The 20,364-nt window shown below is 50.8% G+C and carries 13 protein-coding genes; 7 read left to right on the forward strand and 6 right to left on the reverse strand.

Features of this window, described 5'->3' with window-relative positions; translation table 11 throughout:
* Positions 1-20 precede the first annotated feature (20 nt).
* Together LX69_RS06245 and LX69_RS06250 are read left to right on the forward strand one after the other, a co-directional pair.
* Positions 21-329 carry a (2Fe-2S) ferredoxin domain-containing protein gene (locus LX69_RS06245; RefSeq protein WP_111444976.1) on the forward strand — a complete coding sequence of 103 codons (309 nt, stop codon included), beginning with the start codon at positions 21-23 and terminating at the stop codon, positions 327-329.
* 217 nt (positions 330-546) lie between these two features.
* A complete protein-coding gene (locus tag LX69_RS06250; protein ID WP_111444977.1) occupies positions 547-1,749 on the forward strand; it encodes a homocitrate synthase/isopropylmalate synthase family protein in 1,203 nt (400 codons plus the stop codon).
* Between the two features lie 15 nt (positions 1,750-1,764).
* Here the strand turns inward: LX69_RS06250 and LX69_RS06255 are convergent, their stop codons facing one another.
* Together LX69_RS06255 and LX69_RS06260 are read right to left on the reverse strand one after the other, a co-directional pair.
* Complete coding sequence (locus LX69_RS06255; protein WP_111444978.1) at positions 1,765-2,709, reverse strand: alpha/beta hydrolase; 945 nt, start codon at positions 2,707-2,709, stop codon at positions 1,765-1,767.
* Positions 2,693-3,259 (reverse strand): hypothetical protein, encoded by a 567-nt coding sequence (locus LX69_RS06260; protein WP_146260655.1) that lies wholly within the window; start codon positions 3,257-3,259, stop codon positions 2,693-2,695. Before LX69_RS06260 ends, LX69_RS06255 begins: the two co-directional genes overlap by 17 nt.
* Before the next feature lie 255 nt (positions 3,260-3,514).
* Here LX69_RS06260 and purT point away from each other — a divergent pair, with 255 nt between their 5' ends.
* Positions 3,515-4,687 (forward strand): formate-dependent phosphoribosylglycinamide formyltransferase, encoded by a 1,173-nt coding sequence (gene purT, locus LX69_RS06265; protein WP_111444980.1) that lies wholly within the window; start codon positions 3,515-3,517, stop codon positions 4,685-4,687.
* A gap of 364 nt (positions 4,688-5,051) precedes the next feature.
* Here purT and LX69_RS06270 read toward each other — a convergent pair whose 3' ends face one another.
* Positions 5,052-9,122 (reverse strand): DEAD/DEAH box helicase, encoded by a 4,071-nt coding sequence (locus LX69_RS06270; protein WP_111444981.1) that lies wholly within the window; start codon positions 9,120-9,122, stop codon positions 5,052-5,054.
* 372 nt (positions 9,123-9,494) lie between these two features.
* Between LX69_RS06270 and ung the strand changes: the two genes are divergently transcribed.
* Positions 9,495-10,157: a uracil-DNA glycosylase gene (gene ung, locus LX69_RS06275; protein ID WP_111444982.1), complete on the forward strand. Its 663-nt coding sequence runs from the start codon at positions 9,495-9,497 to the stop codon at positions 10,155-10,157.
* Positions 10,158-10,479: 322 nt separating this feature from the next.
* Here the strand turns inward: ung and LX69_RS06280 are convergent, their stop codons facing one another.
* The 3 genes from LX69_RS06280 to LX69_RS06290 form a co-directional block, all read right to left on the reverse strand.
* Entirely contained in the window at positions 10,480-10,791 is a 312-nt protein-coding gene (locus LX69_RS06280; protein WP_111444983.1) for a hypothetical protein, read from the reverse strand.
* 163 nt (positions 10,792-10,954) lie between these two features.
* On the reverse strand, positions 10,955-12,850 hold the full coding sequence (locus tag LX69_RS06285; protein ID WP_111444984.1) for a DUF4914 family protein: 1,896 nt from the start codon (positions 12,848-12,850) through the stop codon (positions 10,955-10,957).
* Between the two features lie 418 nt (positions 12,851-13,268).
* Positions 13,269-14,054 (reverse strand): hypothetical protein, encoded by a 786-nt coding sequence (locus LX69_RS06290; protein ID WP_146260656.1) that lies wholly within the window; start codon positions 14,052-14,054, stop codon positions 13,269-13,271.
* A gap of 154 nt (positions 14,055-14,208) precedes the next feature.
* Here LX69_RS06290 and LX69_RS06295 point away from each other — a divergent pair, with 154 nt between their 5' ends.
* The 3 genes from LX69_RS06295 (at position 14,209) to LX69_RS06305 (ending at position 20,131) form a co-directional block, all read left to right on the forward strand.
* Positions 14,209-16,758, forward strand: coding sequence for a phosphoenolpyruvate carboxylase (locus LX69_RS06295; protein WP_170124266.1), 2,550 nt, complete (start codon positions 14,209-14,211; stop codon positions 16,756-16,758).
* Positions 16,759-17,310: 552 nt separating this feature from the next.
* Positions 17,311-19,518 (forward strand): catalase/peroxidase HPI, encoded by a 2,208-nt coding sequence (gene katG / locus LX69_RS06300; RefSeq protein ID WP_111444987.1) that lies wholly within the window; start codon positions 17,311-17,313, stop codon positions 19,516-19,518.
* 112 nt (positions 19,519-19,630) lie between these two features.
* Entirely contained in the window at positions 19,631-20,131 is a 501-nt protein-coding gene (locus LX69_RS06305) for a ferritin-like domain-containing protein (protein ID WP_111444988.1), read from the forward strand.
* Positions 20,132-20,364: the final 233 nt, after the last annotated feature.

The following is a 20,364-nucleotide window of genomic DNA, read 5'->3' on the forward strand; positions in this document are numbered from 1 at the left end:
TATAATTCAATCTATCTGTCATGAAAAAACCAACTTATCACATTTTGGTGTGCAACTCGTTTCGGGTTGCCGGCGATGCGCAAGGCGCGTGTAACAAAAAAGGGGCAACCAACCTGCTGCAGTACCTTACTGAGGAGTGTTCCGACCGGGGCATTGACGTGGCTGTGTCGTGCACGGCTTGTTTGAACGTCTGTTCTGAAGGGCCGGTAATTGTCATCCACCCCAACAACTTTTGGTATGGCAAGGTGAACGGCGAAGAGGCCATCGACGAAATCCTTGATGCCCTCGAAAACAACGAGCCTTGCGAAAAGTACCTGATCTCGAATTGAAAGACACTCTCTTCTGCTCCTCTCTGAAAACGATCACTTGATTCTTGTTCTGAGCAGATGCCTTTGCGGCTTGCGCCGGTGCTGTTTATTTCTCTCTCTCTCCTCTACCGCCACGGAGTGTTTTGCTAAACGTAGTTCTCTCGCTCCGGTTCTTTGCACCGCGCGCAAGCGCAAAGGCTTTTAATGAATGATTTGACCACTTGTAACATCTGTTGCCATGACTGCTTCCGCTGCCCCTTATTTTATCGACACCACTCTTCGCGATGGCGAACAAGCCCCGGGTGTGGTGTTTGGGTTGAACGACAAGATTGAAATTTGTCGCCTGCTCGACCGCATTGGTATTCCCGAGATTGAAATCGGAACGCCGGCCATGGGCGACCGTGAGGTGAACGACATTAGGGCGTTGGGCAAAATGAATTTTGGCTTTAAAACTCTGGCGTGGTGTCGTGCCAATAAGGGCGACATACGTTTGGCCACCCGCAGCGGCACCCATGGGGTACACTTGTCGTTTCCGGTGTCGGAGGTGTTGTTGCAGGCCATGCACAAAGATCGGGCATGGGTGACCCAAAGCATGAAAGAGTTGATGGATTTTGCCCGTTCGTATTTCGACTATGTGACGGTGGGCGCCCAGGATGCTTCGCGTGCCGAACCGGCTTTTCTTAACGACTTCATTGGGATGGCCATCAGCCATGGTGCCTCCCGCATCCGCCTGGCCGACACGGTTGGCATTCTCAACCCCCTCACCACCGACATGCTTATTCGCGGGGTGCGCGCCGTGCATCCTCACATCCCCATCGAGTTTCATGCCCATAACGATCTGGGCATGGCCAATGCCAACGCTCTGACGGCTTACCTGGCCGGGGCGCAATGCCTGAGCGTGACCGTCAACGGGCTGGGCGAACGTGCCGGCAACGCTGCCCTTGAGGAGTTGGCGATGGCTTTTGAATTGAGCGCTAACATCAGTTGCGGGCTTAAAACCGAGGTGTTCGCCCCCCTGTCGCAGCTGGTAGCCGGGCTGTCGAACCGTCCTTTACATGCTTCCAAGCCGGTGACCGGCCATATGGTGTTGTCGCACGAATCGGGCATACACACCAATTGCCTGCACAACAACCGTCAGAGCTATCAAATTATTGAGGCTCGCAAGGTGGGGCTGGCCGAGAAGCCCTTCGTTTTTGGCAAACACAGTGGATGCAAAAGCCTGGTGCATTTTTTTGCCAAGCACAACCTGCCCATGACCAAGGAGGTGTGCGATCAATTGTTGGCTCGTCTCAAGCAGCAGTCTGAAATGTTAAAGCGCTCACTTACCGAGGGCGAGTTGCGCGAGCTGTATGTTGATATCCGAAAAGAAATTTCACTTGCCGATGCCCGTCCCGGACGCAAAGCGGTGGGGCGGGTTGTGCCGGCATCGGCGGGGTTATAAGCATTGAGGCATGGCTCATCGTCCATGCATGATGGCCTCCATCTCCATGAACGTTTGGTTTTGAAGCGTTTTGTCGTGCTCCGAAACGTTGTTGCTGCCTTTCAGATAAGTAAACACATGCAGATCTGAATCGACCATTTTTACGGTCGGTTTGCCGGCCGAAGTGCTGATTCCCTTGTAGAGCAGCAGGGCGCTGACGGGGTCGGCTGAGGCATCGCGCAATGATTTGTAAACCGTGAGTGTCGTGCCGGGAGGCAGGGTGATGTCGTCCTCCAAATCATGGCGCACACGGTCGGTCAGTCGCAGTAGTTGATTGAGCGCTTCATGCGGTCGGTATTTGTAATAATGGCCGTTTTCGGCTTCATCGAGCGGCGTTTCAACAAATCCCATTATCGGCCCCACGAATCCAACCAGTGATAGAAATTTATTGGACGGAATGATGATAGGGTCAATCATGATGATGCTTTCAGGACGTTGACTTCCCGCGAGTTTGCCCGAGGCCATCAGTTCCAGAATGAGTGTGGCACCCGTGGATGACCCTGCCAGATACAAGTGTTTGTAGCCCATGGCCTCCAGTCGTTGGTATTCCTCCAAAATGGGGCGTTGCCATTCGCCCCATGACGCCGTTTTAAATGCCTGGTAGTCGATGCCGTGCCCGCCCAGCAACACTTGTGAGGTGAGCAATTGTCCCCGGTCGTGGCTCCACTGGCAAAACTCGTCCCACTCCCAGGTGCTGGCGCTAAATCCGTGCACGGTAATGGCCACCGGCAGGTTAAGTTGGTCGGAGGTAGGCGCCGGGTGCTGGTACGACAACAGGTATTGCTCGGGATGTGCCAGCGACGGGTCATATATCTGTGTTCCGTCCAGGTCAATGGCATCGTCGATGTCGGGTGAAAGGTTGCAGGCTGTTGTCAGCCATAGCAGGGCAATAAACCCCAGTGTTTTAAAATGCAAAGGCATACGTCATGGTGATTTGATAAAAGATCGGATAGAGTGTACCCGGCCCTGAAATGCCATCGCCGGTAATGAAGTTATACCCCAACGAGGGGGCGACCCTTAGTGGTGTGCGGAAGCGGAGCCTGATGCCACATTCGGCCGACAACAAGAGAGACTGATGTGGCAGTACTTCAAAAATGGCCTCTTCCATGTCGGCCCAAAAGTAACCTGTGTTTGCTCTGATAAAGGGTTGCCATCTTTTTTCATGTCTGAAGTAGTAGGTTCCCGAAAGCAGGTATTGATCCTGCCGGATGGCGTTGGAGTGCCATGCCGATCCCCAACGGCTGGTGGCGTAGGTGAGCCCTGCGTGCAGGTCGCCACGCAGCACTCCTGTATGGGCATAGTGAAGGGTGAATCCGTTTTCCCAATAAAGATGCAGGCTCTTTTGAAGGCGCACGCCCACGTTTATTTCGTGCGATTGCGCCCAAACCATGCCCGGCCAAAGGGGCATCCACAGCACGAGTAGGATGGAGCAGAGGGGGTGACGATGTTTGATGTTGAGGTCTCTTTGCATGGTGAGGATTGGGCAACATTCATAGGAGTGTCTTAAGGTAGCTGTATTGTTGGGCTGTTGTCAAGATGTTTTTATGAGTGGTTGAACCTGTTAACAACACTTTTTGGTTATTTGTGTGCACACATTGGTTGGTAGGTTTAAATCAAAGGATGAAGAAGTATTGGCAGAATTGAGTGTTTTTCGGTCTTCAAAATATTTCCCTTACCCGTTGAAAATTATAAATTTGTGCCCTCATGGGTCTCAAATCTTTTTTTTATGCATAAAAAAATTATGTTGCTGGGTTCCGGCGAGTTAGGTAAAGAATTTGTGATCGCGGCCAAACGGTTGGGACAGACCGTTATTGCCGTCGATCGGTATGCCGGGGCGCCGGCCATGCAGGTGGCCGATGCGTTTGAGGTGATTAATATGCTCGATGGTGATGCGTTGGATCGCATTGTGGAGAAGCATCGTCCCGACTTGATTGTGCCCGAGATTGAAGCCATTCGCACCGAACGTTTTTACGACTACGAAAAGGCCGGCATCCGCGTGGTGCCTTCGGCCAAAGCTGCCAATTATACCATGAACCGCAAGGCCATACGTGACCTGGCGGCCAAAGAACTGGGTTTGAAAACGGCCAATTATCGTTACGCCACATCCTTTGACGAGCTCAAGGCTGCCGTGGCTCAGGTGGGCATCCCCTGCGTGGTGAAGCCCCTGATGTCGTCGTCGGGCAAAGGACAATCGACGGTGAAGGCCGAGGCCGACATCGAAAAGGCCTGGCAAATAGCCGCCGACAAGGGACGGGGTGATGTGGCCGAGGTCATTGTGGAGGCATTTGTGCCCTTTGTGAGTGAAATTACGCTGCTCACCGTTACTCAGATGGATGGCCCTACGCTCTTTTGTGCGCCCATTGGCCACCGACAGGAGCGCGGCGATTACCAGGAGAGCTGGCAGCCGGTATTGTTGCCCGATGGTTTTCTGGAGCAGGCGCAAGAGATGGCTGATAAGGTAACTCGCGCATTGGGCGGTGCCGGAATTTTTGGGGTGGAATTTTTCATCACCCGCGAAGGGGTGGTTTTCTCCGAACTTTCGCCCCGTCCCCACGATACCGGCATGGTGACCCTGGCCGGGACTCAAAATTTCAACGAATTTGAATTGCATTGCCGCGCTGTGTTGGGCTTGCCCATTCCCGAAATCCGGCAGGAACGCCCAGGTGCCAGCGCTGTGGTGCTTTCATCCATCGATACCATGCATCCCGTGTACACCGGCCTCGAGAAGGTGTGTGCCCATCCCCGTGCCGACATTAAACTTTTCGGAAAAGAAGAAGCACGCCAGTATCGCCGCATGGGCGTGGTTGTGCTCAATGCCGAGCCCGGTGCCGATGTGCTGGCGCTGCAAAAAGAAGCTCGACAACTGGCCGATCTCATTGAAGTAAAAGTACCCAAATAATTGTAGGATTGTTCGTTTTGGTGTGAGCGGAATTGTTTTGATTCCGATACTTATAAATTTGAACGAAACAGGCGGAAGTCACCCTTTGGTGAGCCTTCCGCCTGTTTTTTGTGTTTCAAAATTCTAAAGCACGTCCGTATTTTCAATGTCGTTTGGGCTGTTGTATCTGGATAAAAGACAGGAAGATCTTTAGACGTCAGACAGACAGATTAGACTAAAACGACAAAGAATCCATCTGCAAAATCTTCCTTTATCTTATCATCTGTCTAATAATCTAATGTCTTTTTCTCTAAATTAAATTACTTTTTCACTTCCGCACTTTTGTACTTTCTCACTCTTGCACTCTTGTCTTCTTGCACTTTTCTCAATTGCCCTTCAACAGATCCAGCAAATCGGCCGTTGACAATTTGGCGCTTTGGTCGGTTCCGTCCAGCAGGCTGTCGGCCATGTCGCGTTTGGTGGCGTGTAGTTTCACTATTTTTTCTTCGATGGTGTTTTTAGCCACCAGTCGGTAGATGGTCACCGGGCGTGTTTGCCCCATGCGGTGGGCACGGTCGCTGGCCTGATCTTCAATGGCCGGGTTCCACCACGGATCCATGTGCAACACGTAGTCGGCGGCCGTGAGGTTGAGTCCCAATCCCCCTGCTTTCAGGCTGATGAGAAACACATCGCCCTTGCCGCTTTGAAAGGCTTTGACGGCCGCTTGGCGATCGGCAATGGGAGTGGAGCCGTCGAGGTATTGATAGGCAATGCCCTCCTTGTCGAGCGCTTGCCGCACGATGGACAGATGACCCACAAACTGGCTGAAGACCAGAGCCCGGTGTTTGTTCTCGCGTAGTTCGTTGATGATGTCAAAAAAAGCCTCGAGTTTCGAAGAGGGGAGCTGAATGTCGTTGCGAACCAGTGAGGTGTTGCAACACGCCAGACGCAGTTTGGTGATTTCGGCCAGTGCCTGCAGGTGTTGCTGACCGTTGTTGCCCTCGCCGTTTTCGAGGTTCTCGATGGCTTGTTGGCGCAATGCTTCGTAGAAGGCCATTTCGGCTTCGCTCAATTCTACCGTGTGGGTGATTTCGGTTTTGGCAGGCAGTTCGTCCAGAACCTTGTTTTTAGTACGGCGCAGGATGAAGGGCGAGATGATTTTCTTGAGATGTGCCTTTTGTGCCGGGTTGTCGTTTTTCACGTAACGATCGGTGAAGGCCTGATGTGAGCCCAACAACCCCGGGTTGCAAAAGTTGAACAGGTTCCACAGTTCGCCCAGATGGTTTTGCAGGGGCGTACCGGTGAGTGCCAGTCGGAAGTCGGCCTGGATGCTCATGGCCGCTTTCGACGATTTGGTTTGCGTGTTTTTGATGGCATGCGCTTCGTCGAGCACGGCTACGGCCCAGTTGACGGCACTCACCCGCTGTTCCTCGGTTTGCAGCAAGCCGTAGGTGATCACCAGAACGTCAAAGGGAGCTAGGTTGGTAAACACTTCTTCGCGGTGACTTGGTCGCAGCACAATGGGGTTGAGCGTGGGGGCGAATTTTTGCAGTTCGTTGCACCAGTTGGGAACCACCGAGGCGGGGCATACCACCATGCTGGGCCCTGCTTCGGCTTTGTGAAGCATCATGGCAATGGCTTGCAGAGTCTTGCCCAAACCCATGTCGTCGGCCAGGCATGCGCCGCTGCCCCAGGCATTGAGGCGCACCATCCATCGAAAGCCTTCTTCCTGATAGGGGCGCAGTTCGGCATCGAGGGTGGCAGGCACGTCAATGTTCAGCTTGTCTGCTTCAGCAATGCGTTTCTGAAGGTCTTTCCATCCTTTGTCGCCCTTGAAGGAGGCAGCTTTTTGGGTGATTTCATCCAGCGCATGAATGGCGAAGGAGTTGATTTTGACTCCGTTTTTGTCGGTGGTGGCGATGGCCTGCAGGTCGTCGAGTTGTTTTTTCAGCTCTTGCGAAATGGCCAGGAATTCTCCATCGGAGAGTTCGATGAATCGTCCCTTGCTCTTGGCCGATCGGGTGAGCAATTCTTTGAGGGAGATCACGGTTTTTGGGTCAATGGTGAGCTCTCCTTCTATGTCGAACCATTGTCCTTTACCTTTTGCGCGTAGCGAAAGGTCTTTGAATGATGCCGATCGTTTGAGGCGGAAGCGTTCACCCTCGGGCCATTCCACCACGGCAATATCGTGGTGACGACCAATGGTTTCGAGCAGTTCTAAGCATTGATACGGATCTTCAAACATCACGGCATCGTTCTCTAGGTCGGCGTCAATGGTTTGAGACAGGTCGTTGGTGATGCGCTGGGCGTATTCGTTTTCTGTTTTGAGCGGTCTGACGGCCTGGGCTTTTTCTCCGTCAATGGTGCCATACATCACTTTGCCGCCTTTGCCGGGTTTGGCGTAAGGGGGAACGGTGTTGAAGGGTTTGACGAACATCTCGGCTTTGAGGCCATCGCCAATGGGCAGTATTTGAATGCGAATGCGCGCATCTGCCTCCACGACCGGCAGTTGGCTGTTTTCCTCCTCCAAGTCGGATTGCACGTTCATCAGGTGGCTCAATCCTGCCACGGTTTTCATTAGTTTATCTCTGCCGCTTTCAGGAATGGTGAGCCCGTTGTTGAGCATGCGGATGACTTTGCGTTGCGCCTCGTTGAGAGGGATGACCTTGTAGCGCGTTTGGGTTTCTTTGACGATGATGACATCATCGGAATCATCGTCCTTGATGTTGGTTTTGAGGCAGATGCCGTTTTTAGTTTTTTCGGTGATGAGTTCGGGCTGTCCCTTAATGAGTTCGAGGGCAATGTCGGGCTGATTGGACAAAAACAGGTAAGGATGGCCACACAACTCAGTGATGGCTTGGGCAAAGTCGATGTACCAATCGTTGTTGCCGTAGTAGCCTCTCGAATAGGAGGTGATGGCTTTTGTCACCCGAATGTCCTGCTCGGTCATGCCTTCCACTTCCCGCTCCTTGAACCGTTTGAGGGCGATGTTGCGGCCACCGGTCCAGCCCCGTGCTGTTCGGGTTTGCAGGATGGGTTGGATGTATTTGTTATTTAGGTTGATGTGATAGCAGATGCGCGAGGTGTTCTCATCTTTACTTTTTGATTTGGTTGTGCTTGAGCCCGATAGCATGAGCAACCCTTCGAGGGTTTGTTCCCATTTTTCCTGCTTGACCAGTCGCGAGAACAGGGGGGAGGGGAAATCCTTGGGGATGGCATTTTTGAGTTGTGACGGGAGTTTGGCGCCCGATTGGGTGAGGATGTACAGCAACTCGTTGAGATAGAATAAAAAACCATCCAATTGCAGATTCTGTGCCAGGGAAATGCCCTTGGATAGGTCGTTGTTGTTGAGTTTACCGCTAATCAGGTATTCGTTGAGCAATTGATAAAAGGCATGCGCCTGCATTTGGACGCTAAATTTGTTCATCGCCTTATAATTGTTGTGATAACTTTCGGCTTCCTCAAATTCGTTTTTAATAAAATGGAGTAGAGGAATCGTCACTCTTCCGGGGACGAAACTCGATTTTCTGAGCTTACGATTAAAGGTGTCGGCTTTTTTGATGAAATTATCCCGCTGCCACAATGCAAAAGTGAACCAGTAGAAGTATTCGTGAAAATATTCAAAGTCTTGTTTGGTTATTTTGTCCTCATTCATGTCGCTCGTTCTGGCCAAATCGAACAGGGAGACTGCCATGGGGTAATCCCCTTTGCTGAGGTTGAGTAACGATTTGCAGATCAGTGCCTGAGTGTTGTTGAGATTGAGGCTGAGTTGATGAGCCTGTTCAAAACGCCCTTTCATGAGCGCATTGTGGGCTAACCAAGTGTTGGCATAATGGCTGATTTGGGACGGGAGTGGGTTGCGTTGAAAAAATTGTTCCAGAATCGCGTAGTTATCCAGCAATTGGTGGTTAGTCCAAATGATGTGATGGATTAATGGAGTGGTTAGTAAGGGGTCAATTTTCCAAAATGAATCCCACTCCGGCATATCCATCATGGCTATTAAGGTCGGGTAAAGTTGATGCGCATTTGATGTGATGCGATTGTATTCCCAAGAAGTGAATTTTTTGGCAGGCGAATCGGGGTATAGCAGTAATTTTCTGAAAGTGTTTTGCCATTCGGCGTCGTAGGAGTATGCCGGAACGTGGGAGGTGGCAATGTCTTTGGCAGTTTTTTGGCCTTCGGGGGTTTGCAAGGCCTTGGCAATGAGATGCATTTTCAGGCTGGGCACCACTTCGGTCTGATAGGCTGAACTAATTACCAGCCCCTTATCTTTTAAGCTTTTAAGGATGTTCCCGATCATCTTAGCGGTCATCGGCATCGGCAGGTAGTCTTTAATGGCCGAGTCGAAGCGTTTGGTACTGTCGAAATACAGCAGGGCTGAGGTTTCCAGAACCATTTTTTCGTCTCCGGTAAGCGTTTCGTATTTTTTTTGTAGTTCGATGGTGGTTGAATTCATTGGTGTTTGCTTTAGTCCCCTCAATTGCCCCAAGGAGGTCTTTGGTTTAATTTAGCCCCCTCATCCCCAAAAGGGGGACGTTGAGCCGTATCTTTAAATATGATTGCGTTCTCGTTCTTTCGTACTTTTGTACTTCTTCACTTTGCCGCTCTGTTGCTTTCTTTGCTATGCAAAGCGACTTCGTCGATTAGCCGCTTAGCTGCTAACTCTATTTCTCTCTTCTTTCCATCGGCATGTCTCCGTTGTATGTTCTTCTGATTTGGATGCAAAGATAATCGACTTGTATATTGGCAGTTCATTTATGGGGTGCCCTTATGCTGATTTCTTGCCCGGTTGCGTTATTTTTGCCCATCATCAAAACCCCGTCGTGTTATGGAAGTTCGTATGGAAGCCGGATGGCAACAATTGTTGCAGCCCGAATTTGAGAAAGAATATTTTAAACGTTTGACCGATTTTGTCAATCACGAGTACCGAACTGAGGAGGTGTTTCCCCCTGAAGGGTTTGTTTTCAACGCTTTCAATTTATGCCCGCTCGCCCAAACGCGTGTCGTCATCCTGGGGCAGGATCCATATCACGATGTGAATCAAGCTCACGGCCTCTGTTTTTCGGTAAATGAGGGGGTAAAGGTGCCGCCCTCGCTGGTGAATATTTATAAAGAGATTGAAGCCGACCTGGGGCGCCAATGCCCGGCAAGCGGCAATCTGGAGCGATGGGCGCGTCAAGGGGTGTTGCTGCTCAATGCCACCCTTACCGTAAGGGCTCATAAGGCCGGATCCCATCAAAAAAAGGGATGGGAACAGTTCACCGATGCCGTCATCCGCCTGCTGGCTTCTGAAAAGGAAAATCTGGTGTTTTTGCTTTGGGGTAACTACGCCATCAAAAAGACGCAACTGATTGATGCCAGTCGTCATTGCATTCTCACATCGGTGCATCCGTCGCCCCTGTCTGCTCATCGGGGGTTTTTTGGGTGCCGTCATTTTAGCAAGACCAATGGTTATTTGAAGGAGAAGGGATTGGAGGAGATAGAGTGGTGATTGGGGGTGTTGGTGGTCAGATGATTTTTTTCTTGGAATTCGCTTTAAATTCAGAGAGTATCATGACTGAAATTTTGGGGAAATCAACTGTTTGCAAAATGTTGAAATGATTGTCATTCGATGCCAGGCAATATGTGTTTGCAGAAATTGTACAATTTATAAATTTGTTGTCGTCTTCGTCTCTTTTATTAGATGCCAATGGAAAAAAATATCAACCCATAGAACATTAGGGGATGATAGGAGAAAACTGACAATGTTCCGTGCAATCTCCTTGTTGGTTTTTTGAGTAAGTATTTCTTCGTATTCTAATAAAATGTCACTGCTAATACACAATCTGAAGATGCCATTTCTTTTTTATATAAAATCCATCTGTTAGGGGATTTGTTTCCCTATATCGTGATGAATATGTTGGTGTCAAGGATGATTTTTTATGCCTGTTGTGCTCATTCGTCCATTGCTTCATGGTGTTATTGTTCCAGTCGTTTACCTCCCATAGCCTGGCAATTTCATGACCTGCTTTTTCGGCGAAATAATCACTCAGCAGTTTCTTTATCTCGAGTAATTGCTCTTCGGGAATGTTGGTGGAAAAAAATTTTAATAATTCTTGTTGTATGTTGCTGAGGGCGATGCTCATGATTCTGTTTTTTACAAAAAAAAGCAAATTATGAAGGGAATGCGTTTTTTTGTGCTTGTTGGTTGATTTCGGGTGGTGATGATTAATGGGGGCGCATAAAAAAAGCGGGCACCCACACCGGGTACCCGCTTCGATATTAAAAACTTGACTATTGGCTTTAACCTTATTCCACTCTTGCCGGGAATACAGCCACGTAGTCCTCGAGGGAACCATCGTGCAGGCACACGTTAATGATGTCGCGGCCAATGGGGCTCAATTCTGGGGTCATAAATTTCTTCACCTCACGCTTGAAGAAGTCCGACAGCATTTTGGCTCCCGCATCGTAACCGGCTTCGCCAACTTCGGGCTGACGGTACACTTTGAGGAAACGGCTGGGGATTTTCGAACCCTCGATGGTCAGGTAGTTGAGTTCGTAACCCAACAATGGGCAACGGGCCGACTGGTATTGGTCTTCGCGCAGTCGGAGACTTCCTCGACGGGTGAGGTATTCGCGCATGAGCAACTGGGGTTTAAAGCCCACCTTCCAGGCACCGATGTGCTGGTTGGGCGTCAGCGTGTAGCTCACGCGGGGTGTGCTCATGATTTGGTGCAGCAGCATGTTGGCATGGTGCACCTGCTTGCCGGTGGCAAAGGGCCAGTATGAACCCACACCCTCGCTGTCCATGTCACCAGAGCTTACGATGCTTGGGTTGGCATAACCGCGTGGAGCCACCAGGCGCCACAGCCAGGCCAGTGCCGGGGGCAGGATGTGAAATACACCCACGATGCTGTATGAGGGTTTCTCGGACAGGAATGGCGGGGTGCGCACCCCAAAGCTACGCACGTCAACCGAAACAGGCTTGTCAATCACGTCGGGCATGATGTCGCGCGGAACCACCACGCGGGGGTTTGGACAAGCCTTGCCGGGAGCATCTTCGATGTGATCCCAAATAAGGGCTGTACTGCCCGGCTCAGCATCGATGTTGAGGAACAACAGCGGCTTGGACGGGTTGATGGTCACTTTTTCCAAATCGGGCTCGCTGCCGTATTGTTTAATGCCGTCGGTACGGATAAACCATCCGTTTTCGGCGTCAATCACGCGCAGTTTACCGTTGTTTTTTTGCAACGATGTGTGGCAGATGGCCATATCGTCGGTCACAGGGGCGAACTTGCAGAACTTGGGGATGTTGATAAAACGCTTTTCACCATTGTTGATGTTCTCGCCAATGAGGATTTCGCCATCGGCCTCGCGCACGATGTTTTGAAGCATCTCGCTTTTGCCGCCACCACTGGCACCTTCGTGCATAAAAGTCATGGTGTTGTCGTAAGGGCTGATCACCCGCACGGTCGAACAGTGGGTGGTAATCCAGTTCTCCTTTTCGCCTTTGTCGAGCAGGGCGCTGTAAACCCCTTTCTTGGCACTGGGGCCGGGATAGAGGTTGAACGAGAAAATCTCGTGTATTTTTTTAGTACGATTGTGTACCACCACCTGTTTGCCGTCGAAATGGGTGTGACGGAAAGGGGGAGCCACAAAAATGATGGATTCAAGGTCGTAGTAGTGAGGCAGGTTGTTGCTGTCGAGCATCGATTGCAACATGGCCAGACCCAGGGCAAAGAATGCCGCGTTGGCTGGTACGATGGCCATGCCACCCAGTCCCACGCCGTGATGCCCGGCCCAAAACAAAAACACGCCCAAATCTTGTTGCTTCAACCAGTCGTAAGTTTCCTTTTTCAGTTGGCCGAACTCGTAGCCCATCTTGTCCTTAAACAAGGGTTTGTCGGTGGGCAGTTCATCGGCAATGAGCATGGTGTTTGGATCCCGACGACGCATGTAGGGTTCGGTAAAATTGGCTGCGATGCCATTTTTTACTTTATGCACCACCACTTCGGTGACTTCGCCCTTGCCTGGTACATTGTATTTGACATCAAATACTTTGTTGTCGGGGCCATTGGTAGAGGCATCTACCAACTCCTGAACCGTGTTGAACACCCGGCAGCTTTTGGCCTGAGTGAGCAGCTCAATAATCTCGGCGGGAAGCTCTACGTTCCGGCCTTTCAAAATCGACACTAAATCCTTCATTCTTAATTCTGTTTTTATTTCTATTTAATTCATCCGGTTAATGGGCGCTCTTGGCGCGTTTGCATTTTCTTCATTGCTCTATTTATTTACTTCCTCATTCTTAAAAGGGGGAATGAGGGATGTATTGAATGTTTGTTTGTTGTCAGCGAACTTTTGCACGCTTGCGGTACCTCAATTTCCTCATGTCGCCCATTGGTGACATGAATGGTTTTAATGCAAGATGTTTGTTCGGGCTGTCATTTTAATAACAGCACCTTTTTGTAAAAAGTTCTGCGTTGCTAAGATAATTGTATGTGGTGTAAAAACAATAGTTTGCCTTGTAATTATCTGAATAATAATCGTTTCGATGTGTGAATATCCTATAAAACCCCCTTTTTTGTTAAAGTCTGATTTCGGAGTAGGGGAGGATGATAAAAATTTAACGCGTCAACGAAGAGGGTGTTTGTTGATTTTGCAAAAAGCGGGGATAAATTACTTCAGAGATCCGCTTAAAGTGGGGTTCGTGGGCGATGATTTTGAGATAGATGCGGTTGGCTTGTGCGCTTTGATCGGCCGTTTCGCATGCACCGGCCCATAACGTGAGTGTGTGAAGGTAGTACCAGTGTCGTTGTTGATGGGCTTTTTCGAATGCGGCCACCGCCTGTCCGTATCGTTTTAGAGCCTGCTCGCGGTCACCGCCTGCCATCGCTGGAGCGTGCCACAGGTAGAGGGCGCGTTCGGTCAGGCAATAGGCATCGGTGGGTGATAACGCCATGGAGCGACGACTGGCTGATACCAGTTTCCATCCGTACCAAGCGGCCTGATAGGGCGATAAGGCCATCTCCAGTTCGTAATAGGCACCTTGCAGGGCACTGGTTTTGCCCGATTGGGGCCATTGTTTTGCCAGCATCTCTACCAATGGCCATCCGGCATCCATGTGAGCCCGGGCATCCTCCTTCTGTTTGTGTTCGATGCAGTAGCCGGCGTAACCATATCTCCCTAGGGCTTCTTCAAATAATGTGTCGAAGGTCGGCGACTTGGCGTTGACCGCCGACAGTTGCTCGAGCGCCTTTCGCCAGTGTGCCATCTCGCCACTCACATACGACCGGTACATCAACTGTTGAGGGGATGCGGATTGTGCGTGAATGAATTGGCATGTGCCCCCTAGCAACCACAGGGTCGCAAGGAGTTGAATTACGATAAAATGTTGCAGGGATGCCTTCAAAACAATCCATTTTCAGGCGAAAGTATCAAAAAAATATCGTTCAACCGGTTTTTCCATTAGTTTTGAGACGCCAATAAACAGGGTGGGTTGAAACAAACCCATTTTTGTGATGTTATTGGTGAAAACACAGCCACTTTATCAATTGACAGACGATATGAATTCACAAGACGCTTTTGAGCAGTATGTCCGGCTCAAGTATCAGTTGTTCAACAGCCTGTTCATCACCTTGCCTTTTGAGGAAACTCGCAATACCGGCCATTTTTTACCTCTGTTGGCCGGGAAATGTGCCGAGGGGATGAAGCAGGAGGCCACGCCCGCCGAAATTATCGAGGCCTTTTTTCGTGATAATTATGCCGACCTGGAACTCGGTGACCGGGTCGATTTGCTGTTCCGTTTCGTGCAGTACATCGAGCGGCAGGTGGTGCTTTTTGATGCCATTGAGGATGCAGCCTTCAAAAAGGTGACCGACATTCGGGGCAAAGGAACGTTTCACCACCTGTTGACCAAAATCAACACGCAGGAACAGAAACAGCGCTTCGTGGAGAAGCTTAACGATTTTGGCATCCGAGTGGTGCTCACAGCTCACCCCACGCAGTTTTATCCCGGCAATGTGCTATCCATCATCACCGATCTGGAGCAAGCCATCCGACACAACAATGTGCAGGAGATTAATCTGCTCATTCAGCAGTTGGGGCTCACGCCCATGTATCGACGCAAAAAACCCACGCCCCTCGATGAGGCCATCGCCCTTATCTGGTACCTGGAAAATATTTTTTATCAAACCGTTGGTGACATCATTGGTGATCTCAAAAATCGTTTTCCCGGTGTGGAGGTCAATCCTTCGCTCATCCGACTGGGCTTTTGGCCGGGCGGCGACCGTGATGGCAATCCCTTTGTGACGGCCGACACGACTCTTACTACTGCACGCAAGCTCAAGGAGTCGGTGGTGCGTGCTTATCTGGCCGATGTGCGCGACCTCAAACGCAAGCTGACGTTTCCCGAGACCGATGGTGCCATTCGCCGCATCGAAAATAAGTTGCAAACCACCATTTATCGTCACGATGATCAGTATTATGCTTCAGCCGATGAGTTGGTTACCGATCTTGAGCTGATACGTCTCAAGTTGGTGAACGACTACCGGGGCATCCATGCCGATTTGTTGCAGGCGCTCATTGACCGCGTGCGGGCTTTTGGATTTTTCTTTGCCGAGATGGACATTCGTCAGGACAGCCGTGTGCACCGCAAAATTGTGTCCGATATTTTGACTGCTACCGGCAATCAGGCTCAGTACGAAGCTTGTAGCACGCTGGCTGCGAAGGCCGATTTCTGGGCGAATCTGAATGTGAATGATCTTCATCCCGGAGCCTTTGAGGGCATCACCTCTGATAGCATCCGCACCATTGAGGTGTTGCGAACCATTCATCACGAGAATGGTAGCGAGGCTTGCCACCGTTACATCATCTCCAACACCCGTAATGCCGAGGATTTGTTTATTCTTCATTTCCTCTTCAGGGCATCGGGATGGGAAGGTCAATTGCCCTTCGACCTGGTGCCGCTGTTCGAGACCATCGACGACCTGGAAGCATCTTCCGAAATCATGGAATTCCTTTACACGCATCCATTTTATAAAGCCCATTTGGCGCAGCGTGGCAACAAGCAAACCATCATGCTTGGTTTTAGCGACGGCACCAAGGATGGCGGTTACGTGGCGGCCAACTGGAGCATTTTTAAAGCCAAAAAACATCTCACCGAGCTGAGCCGGAAATACGACGTGAAGGTGCTCTTTTTTGACGGTCGCGGCGGACCTCCGGCACGCGGGGGGGGCGATACTCACGACTATTATGCAGCCCACGGTCGCAGTGTTGAGAATCACGAGATTCAGCTCACCATTCAGGGGCAGACCATCTCGTCGAAATTCGGCAACCACGAGTCGGCGCGTTACAACATGGAACAGTTGCTTACGGCCGGACTGGGTAACCACGTGTTTCAGAGTGATAAACAGGAGTTGACGCCTGAACAGGAGGCGCTGATGGATGAGCTGGGACAATTGAGTCTTGACGCATACACCCGCCTGAAGGAACATCCCAAATTCATCGATTACCTCGACCAGGTGACCGTGCTCAACTTTTACGGCGAAACCAACGTGGGATCACGCCCCAGCAAGCGCAGTGCCGGTGGAAAGCTCAACCTCGACGACCTGCGAGCCATCCCCTTTGTGGGTGCCTGGGCCCAGATGAAGCAGAACGTTCCCGGCTACTACGGTTTTGGCGACGCATTGCGTGCGGTGGAGGCATCCGGCCGGGGTGCACAACTGAGGGAGCTTTACGGCAAGTCGCTTTTCTTCCGTGCTTTGATATACAATAGCATGCAGGCGCTGGCCAAAACGCGTTTTGAGCTCACTTCATATTTAAAACACAACCCCGAGTTTGGCGAGTTCTGGACGCTGCTCAAGCAGGAAACCGACCTCACCGTTGAGTATCTGCTACAGCTGTCGGGGTACGACCGACTGCTGCAAGAAGCGCCCGTGAACCTGAGTTCCATTGGCATGCGCGAGGAGATTGTGCTGCCTCTGCTGGTGATTCAGCAATATGCCCTTAACGAGTACCGACAGGCCATTGCCCGTGGTGAGGACGGCGAATTGTGGAAAAAAATGGTGGTGCGTTGTTTCTTTGGAAACATCAATGCCAGCCGAAATTCGGCATAGGTCGTTTGAGTTTATTTTTTTGATAATGAAAAAGCGAGGGGATGAAAATCTGCCTCGCTTTTCGTTTTTTATGACCAATTCTTCATCAAGATCACGTGAAATGACTTGGAGGTTCTATCATCAATTATTATGGATGGCAACAAATAATTCAGGTATTTGCATGTGTATGCAAGCTTTGATTGGTTTTGAGTTCCCGGGCTTGGTTTTACCAATGTGGTTAGTTGCCTGTTGATGCCACTCGAAAAAGTTGACGTGCATAAAGCTGTTTTATATTGCATTAGCTGCCATTTCTCTTTACCTTGGGATTGTTGCCGAGTTACCAACCACGCCTTTTCTGCAACGGATAGCTTCGTTGTATCTCAATAGTTCCAATCGTCTTTATCCGAATCGTTGGGTTGACAAGTGCTTGGTGCAACCATCAAGCGGTATCGCGTTAGCGGGGTATGACATTTTGGTTAAAACTTTAATCAAAGAAGTGGTTGTTTGGCGGGATTGGTGGGTGTTATGCCCAAAACTTTTGACAAATAATTGTTAATCTCAAATAATGACTGAATGATGGAACATGAAAACAAAATGAGTCAATGCCCTGTCACCGGGGCAACGGCAAAGCATCATGCCGGCAGCGGCGGCACCAAAAACCTCGATTGGTGGCCTAATCGACTGAAGTTAAATACCCTGCGTCAGAATTCGGCGTTGAGCGACCCCATGGGGGAAGGCTTTAATTATGTGGAAGCCTTTGAGAGTCTCGATTATCAAGCTCTTAAAGCTGACTTGAAGAAACTTATGACTGACTCCCAGGCGTGGTGGCCGGCCGATTTTGGCCATTACGGTCCTCTTTTCATTCGGATGGCCTGGCACAGTGCCGGAACCTATCGCACGGCCGACGGTCGCGGCGGTGCCGGGGGCGGGCAGCAGCGCTTTGCCCCGCTCAACAGTTGGCCCGACAACGTGAACCTCGACAAGGCGCGGCGGTTGCTCTGGCCCATCAAACAAAAATATGGCAACAAAATCTCCTGGGCCGACCTGATGATTCTTGCCGGTAACGTGGCACTTGAATCCATGGGTTTCAAGACCTCTGGTTTTGGCGGCGGGCGTGCCGACACCTGGGAACCCCAGGAGGATGTGTACTGGGGGGCTGAAGCCAAATGGCTCGAAGGCGACCAGCGTTACTCGGGCGAACGTGACCTGGAGAACCCCCTGGCGGCTGTGCAAATGGGACTCATTTACGTCAATCCCGAAGGCCCCAATGGGGTGCCCGATCCGTTGGCGGCTGCCCATGACATTCGCGTGACCTTTGCCCGCATGGGAATGAACGACGAAGAGACGGTGGCTCTGATTGCCGGGGGACATACCTTTGGTAAAACCCATGGTGCCGCCGATGCTGACAATTTGGGTCCTGAACCCGAAGCTGCTCCCATGGAAGAGATGGGCTTGGGCTGGAAAAACAAATATGGCACCGGTCATGGCGACGATACCATCACCAGCGGCCTGGAAGTGACCTGGACGCAAACGCCTGCCAAGTGGAGCTATTATTTCTTCAAAAACCTGTTTGAATATGAGTGGGAGCTCACCAAAAGCCCCGCAGGCGCTCACCAGTGGGTGGCCAAAAATGCTCAGCCCGAAATGCCTTATGCTCAGGATAAGAGCAAAAAACAGCTCCCGGCCATGCTTACCACCGACCTGTCGTTGCGTTTTGATCCTGCGTACGAGAAAATTTCCCGCCGTTTTTATGAAAATCCATTGGAGTTTGCCGATGCCTTTGCCCGTGCCTGGTTTAAGCTCACGCACCGCGACATGGGGCCGGTAACCCGATACAAAGGGCCCGAAGTGCCTGCGGAACGCCTCATCTGGCAAGATCCCATTCCGGCCGTTGATCATCCTCTGGTGAACGATGAAGATATTGCAGCCCTCAAGAAAACCATTCTGGCATCGGGGCTCCCCGTGTCGCAATTGGTGGCCACGGCTTGGGCATCGGCGTCCACTTTCCGTGGTTCCGATAAGCGAGGGGGCGCCAACGGAGCTCGCATTCGACTGGAACCCCAGAGAAATTGGGCTGTGAACAATCCTGCACAATTGACAACGGTATTGGCCAAGCTTGAGACCATTCAGCAGGCGTTTAATGGTGCTCAGGCGGGTGGTAAAAAAATATCGCTGGCCGACCTGATTGTGCTGGCCGGATGCGCTGTCGTGGAAAAGGCTGCTGCCGATGGCGGGGTGAAGGTGAAAGTGCCCTTTGTGCCCGGTCGCATGGATGCCTCCCAGGAGCAGACCGACGTTGAATCGTTTGCCGTGCTGGAGCCGGTGGCCGATGGGTTCCGTAATTATCTCAAGACTCGTTTCACGGTATCCACCGAAGAATTGCTGGTGGATAAAGCGCAACTGCTCACGCTCACAGCTCCCGAAATGACGGTGTTGGTGGGGGGCTTGCGTGTGCTCAATGCCAACTACGACGGCTCCCAACATGGCGTATTCACGGCTCGTCCCGAGGTGCTTTCCAACGACTTTTTCGTCAACCTGCTCGACATGGGCACTGCCTGGATGCCGGCCTCTGACGATAAGGAGTTGTTCAGCGGCCGCGACCGAAATTCCGGGCAGTTGAAATGGACAGCCACCCGCGCCGATTTGGTGTTTGGGTCGCACTCCGAACTTCGCGCTTTGGCCGAAGTGTACGGCAGTGCCGATGCCGGGGTGAAGTTTGTCAACGACTTTGTGGCCGCCTGGAATAAGGTGATGAACCTCGACCGGTTTGACTTGGCTTAACGCCTGCCGTATTTCACTTTTTGTGCATGTCATTGGGGTGATCCGATAGTGGCGTATATTACAAGCGTCATATCGGACACTCTTTTTAACCTCAATATTTTATATCAGATTTATGAAGGAAAAAAGCATTGAGTTTTTAAACAAAGCCATTGCCGACGAACTGTCGGCCGTTCATCAGTACATGTATTTTCATTTCAGGTGCGATGATTTGGGTTACGACCTGATTTCGAACCTCTTTAAGCGGACGGCCATCGAAGAGATGATGCACGTGGAGCGTCTGGCCGAGCGCATCTTGTTTCTCAAAGGTGAGGTGGAGATGCAAGTGGGGCACCCGGTGCAAAAAATTCACGACGTGAAGAAGATGCTCGAGCTGGCCTCCGAAATGGAAACGCAAAGCGCCCGTGACTATAACCTGTGGGCCAACGAGTGTTCGCAAAATGCCGATTCGGCCACCAAAAAAATCTTTGAATCGCTGGTGGATGACGAGGAACGCCACTTCGATCAATACGACAAGGAGATGGAAAACCTCATTAAGTTTGGCGATAACTATCTGGCGCTTCAGTCCATTGAGCATAGCAAAAACGTAGCTTCGGGGCGTCCGTCCGAAACCTGATGGTTCCAATTCGCAGTTGATGTATCCTATCCTGCGATGTACACACGCCACAGCGCAACGTCGGTTTCAACAATGGGTTGAGATGGCGACGTTGCGTGGTGGCGTTTTTTTTGATGGAAAAGTACAGTTTGTAAAGGCTACTAAATAATGTCGATGTAAGGTTGCGATTGTTATCGACTGCTTTAAATAAGGACACACAAATAATCTCAGGGAAAGACAAAAGAGATGTTGGC

Source organism: Breznakibacter xylanolyticus (genome assembly GCF_003254275.1).
In the GTDB taxonomy this organism is placed as follows: Bacteria; Bacteroidota; Bacteroidia; order Bacteroidales; family Marinilabiliaceae; genus Breznakibacter; species Breznakibacter xylanolyticus.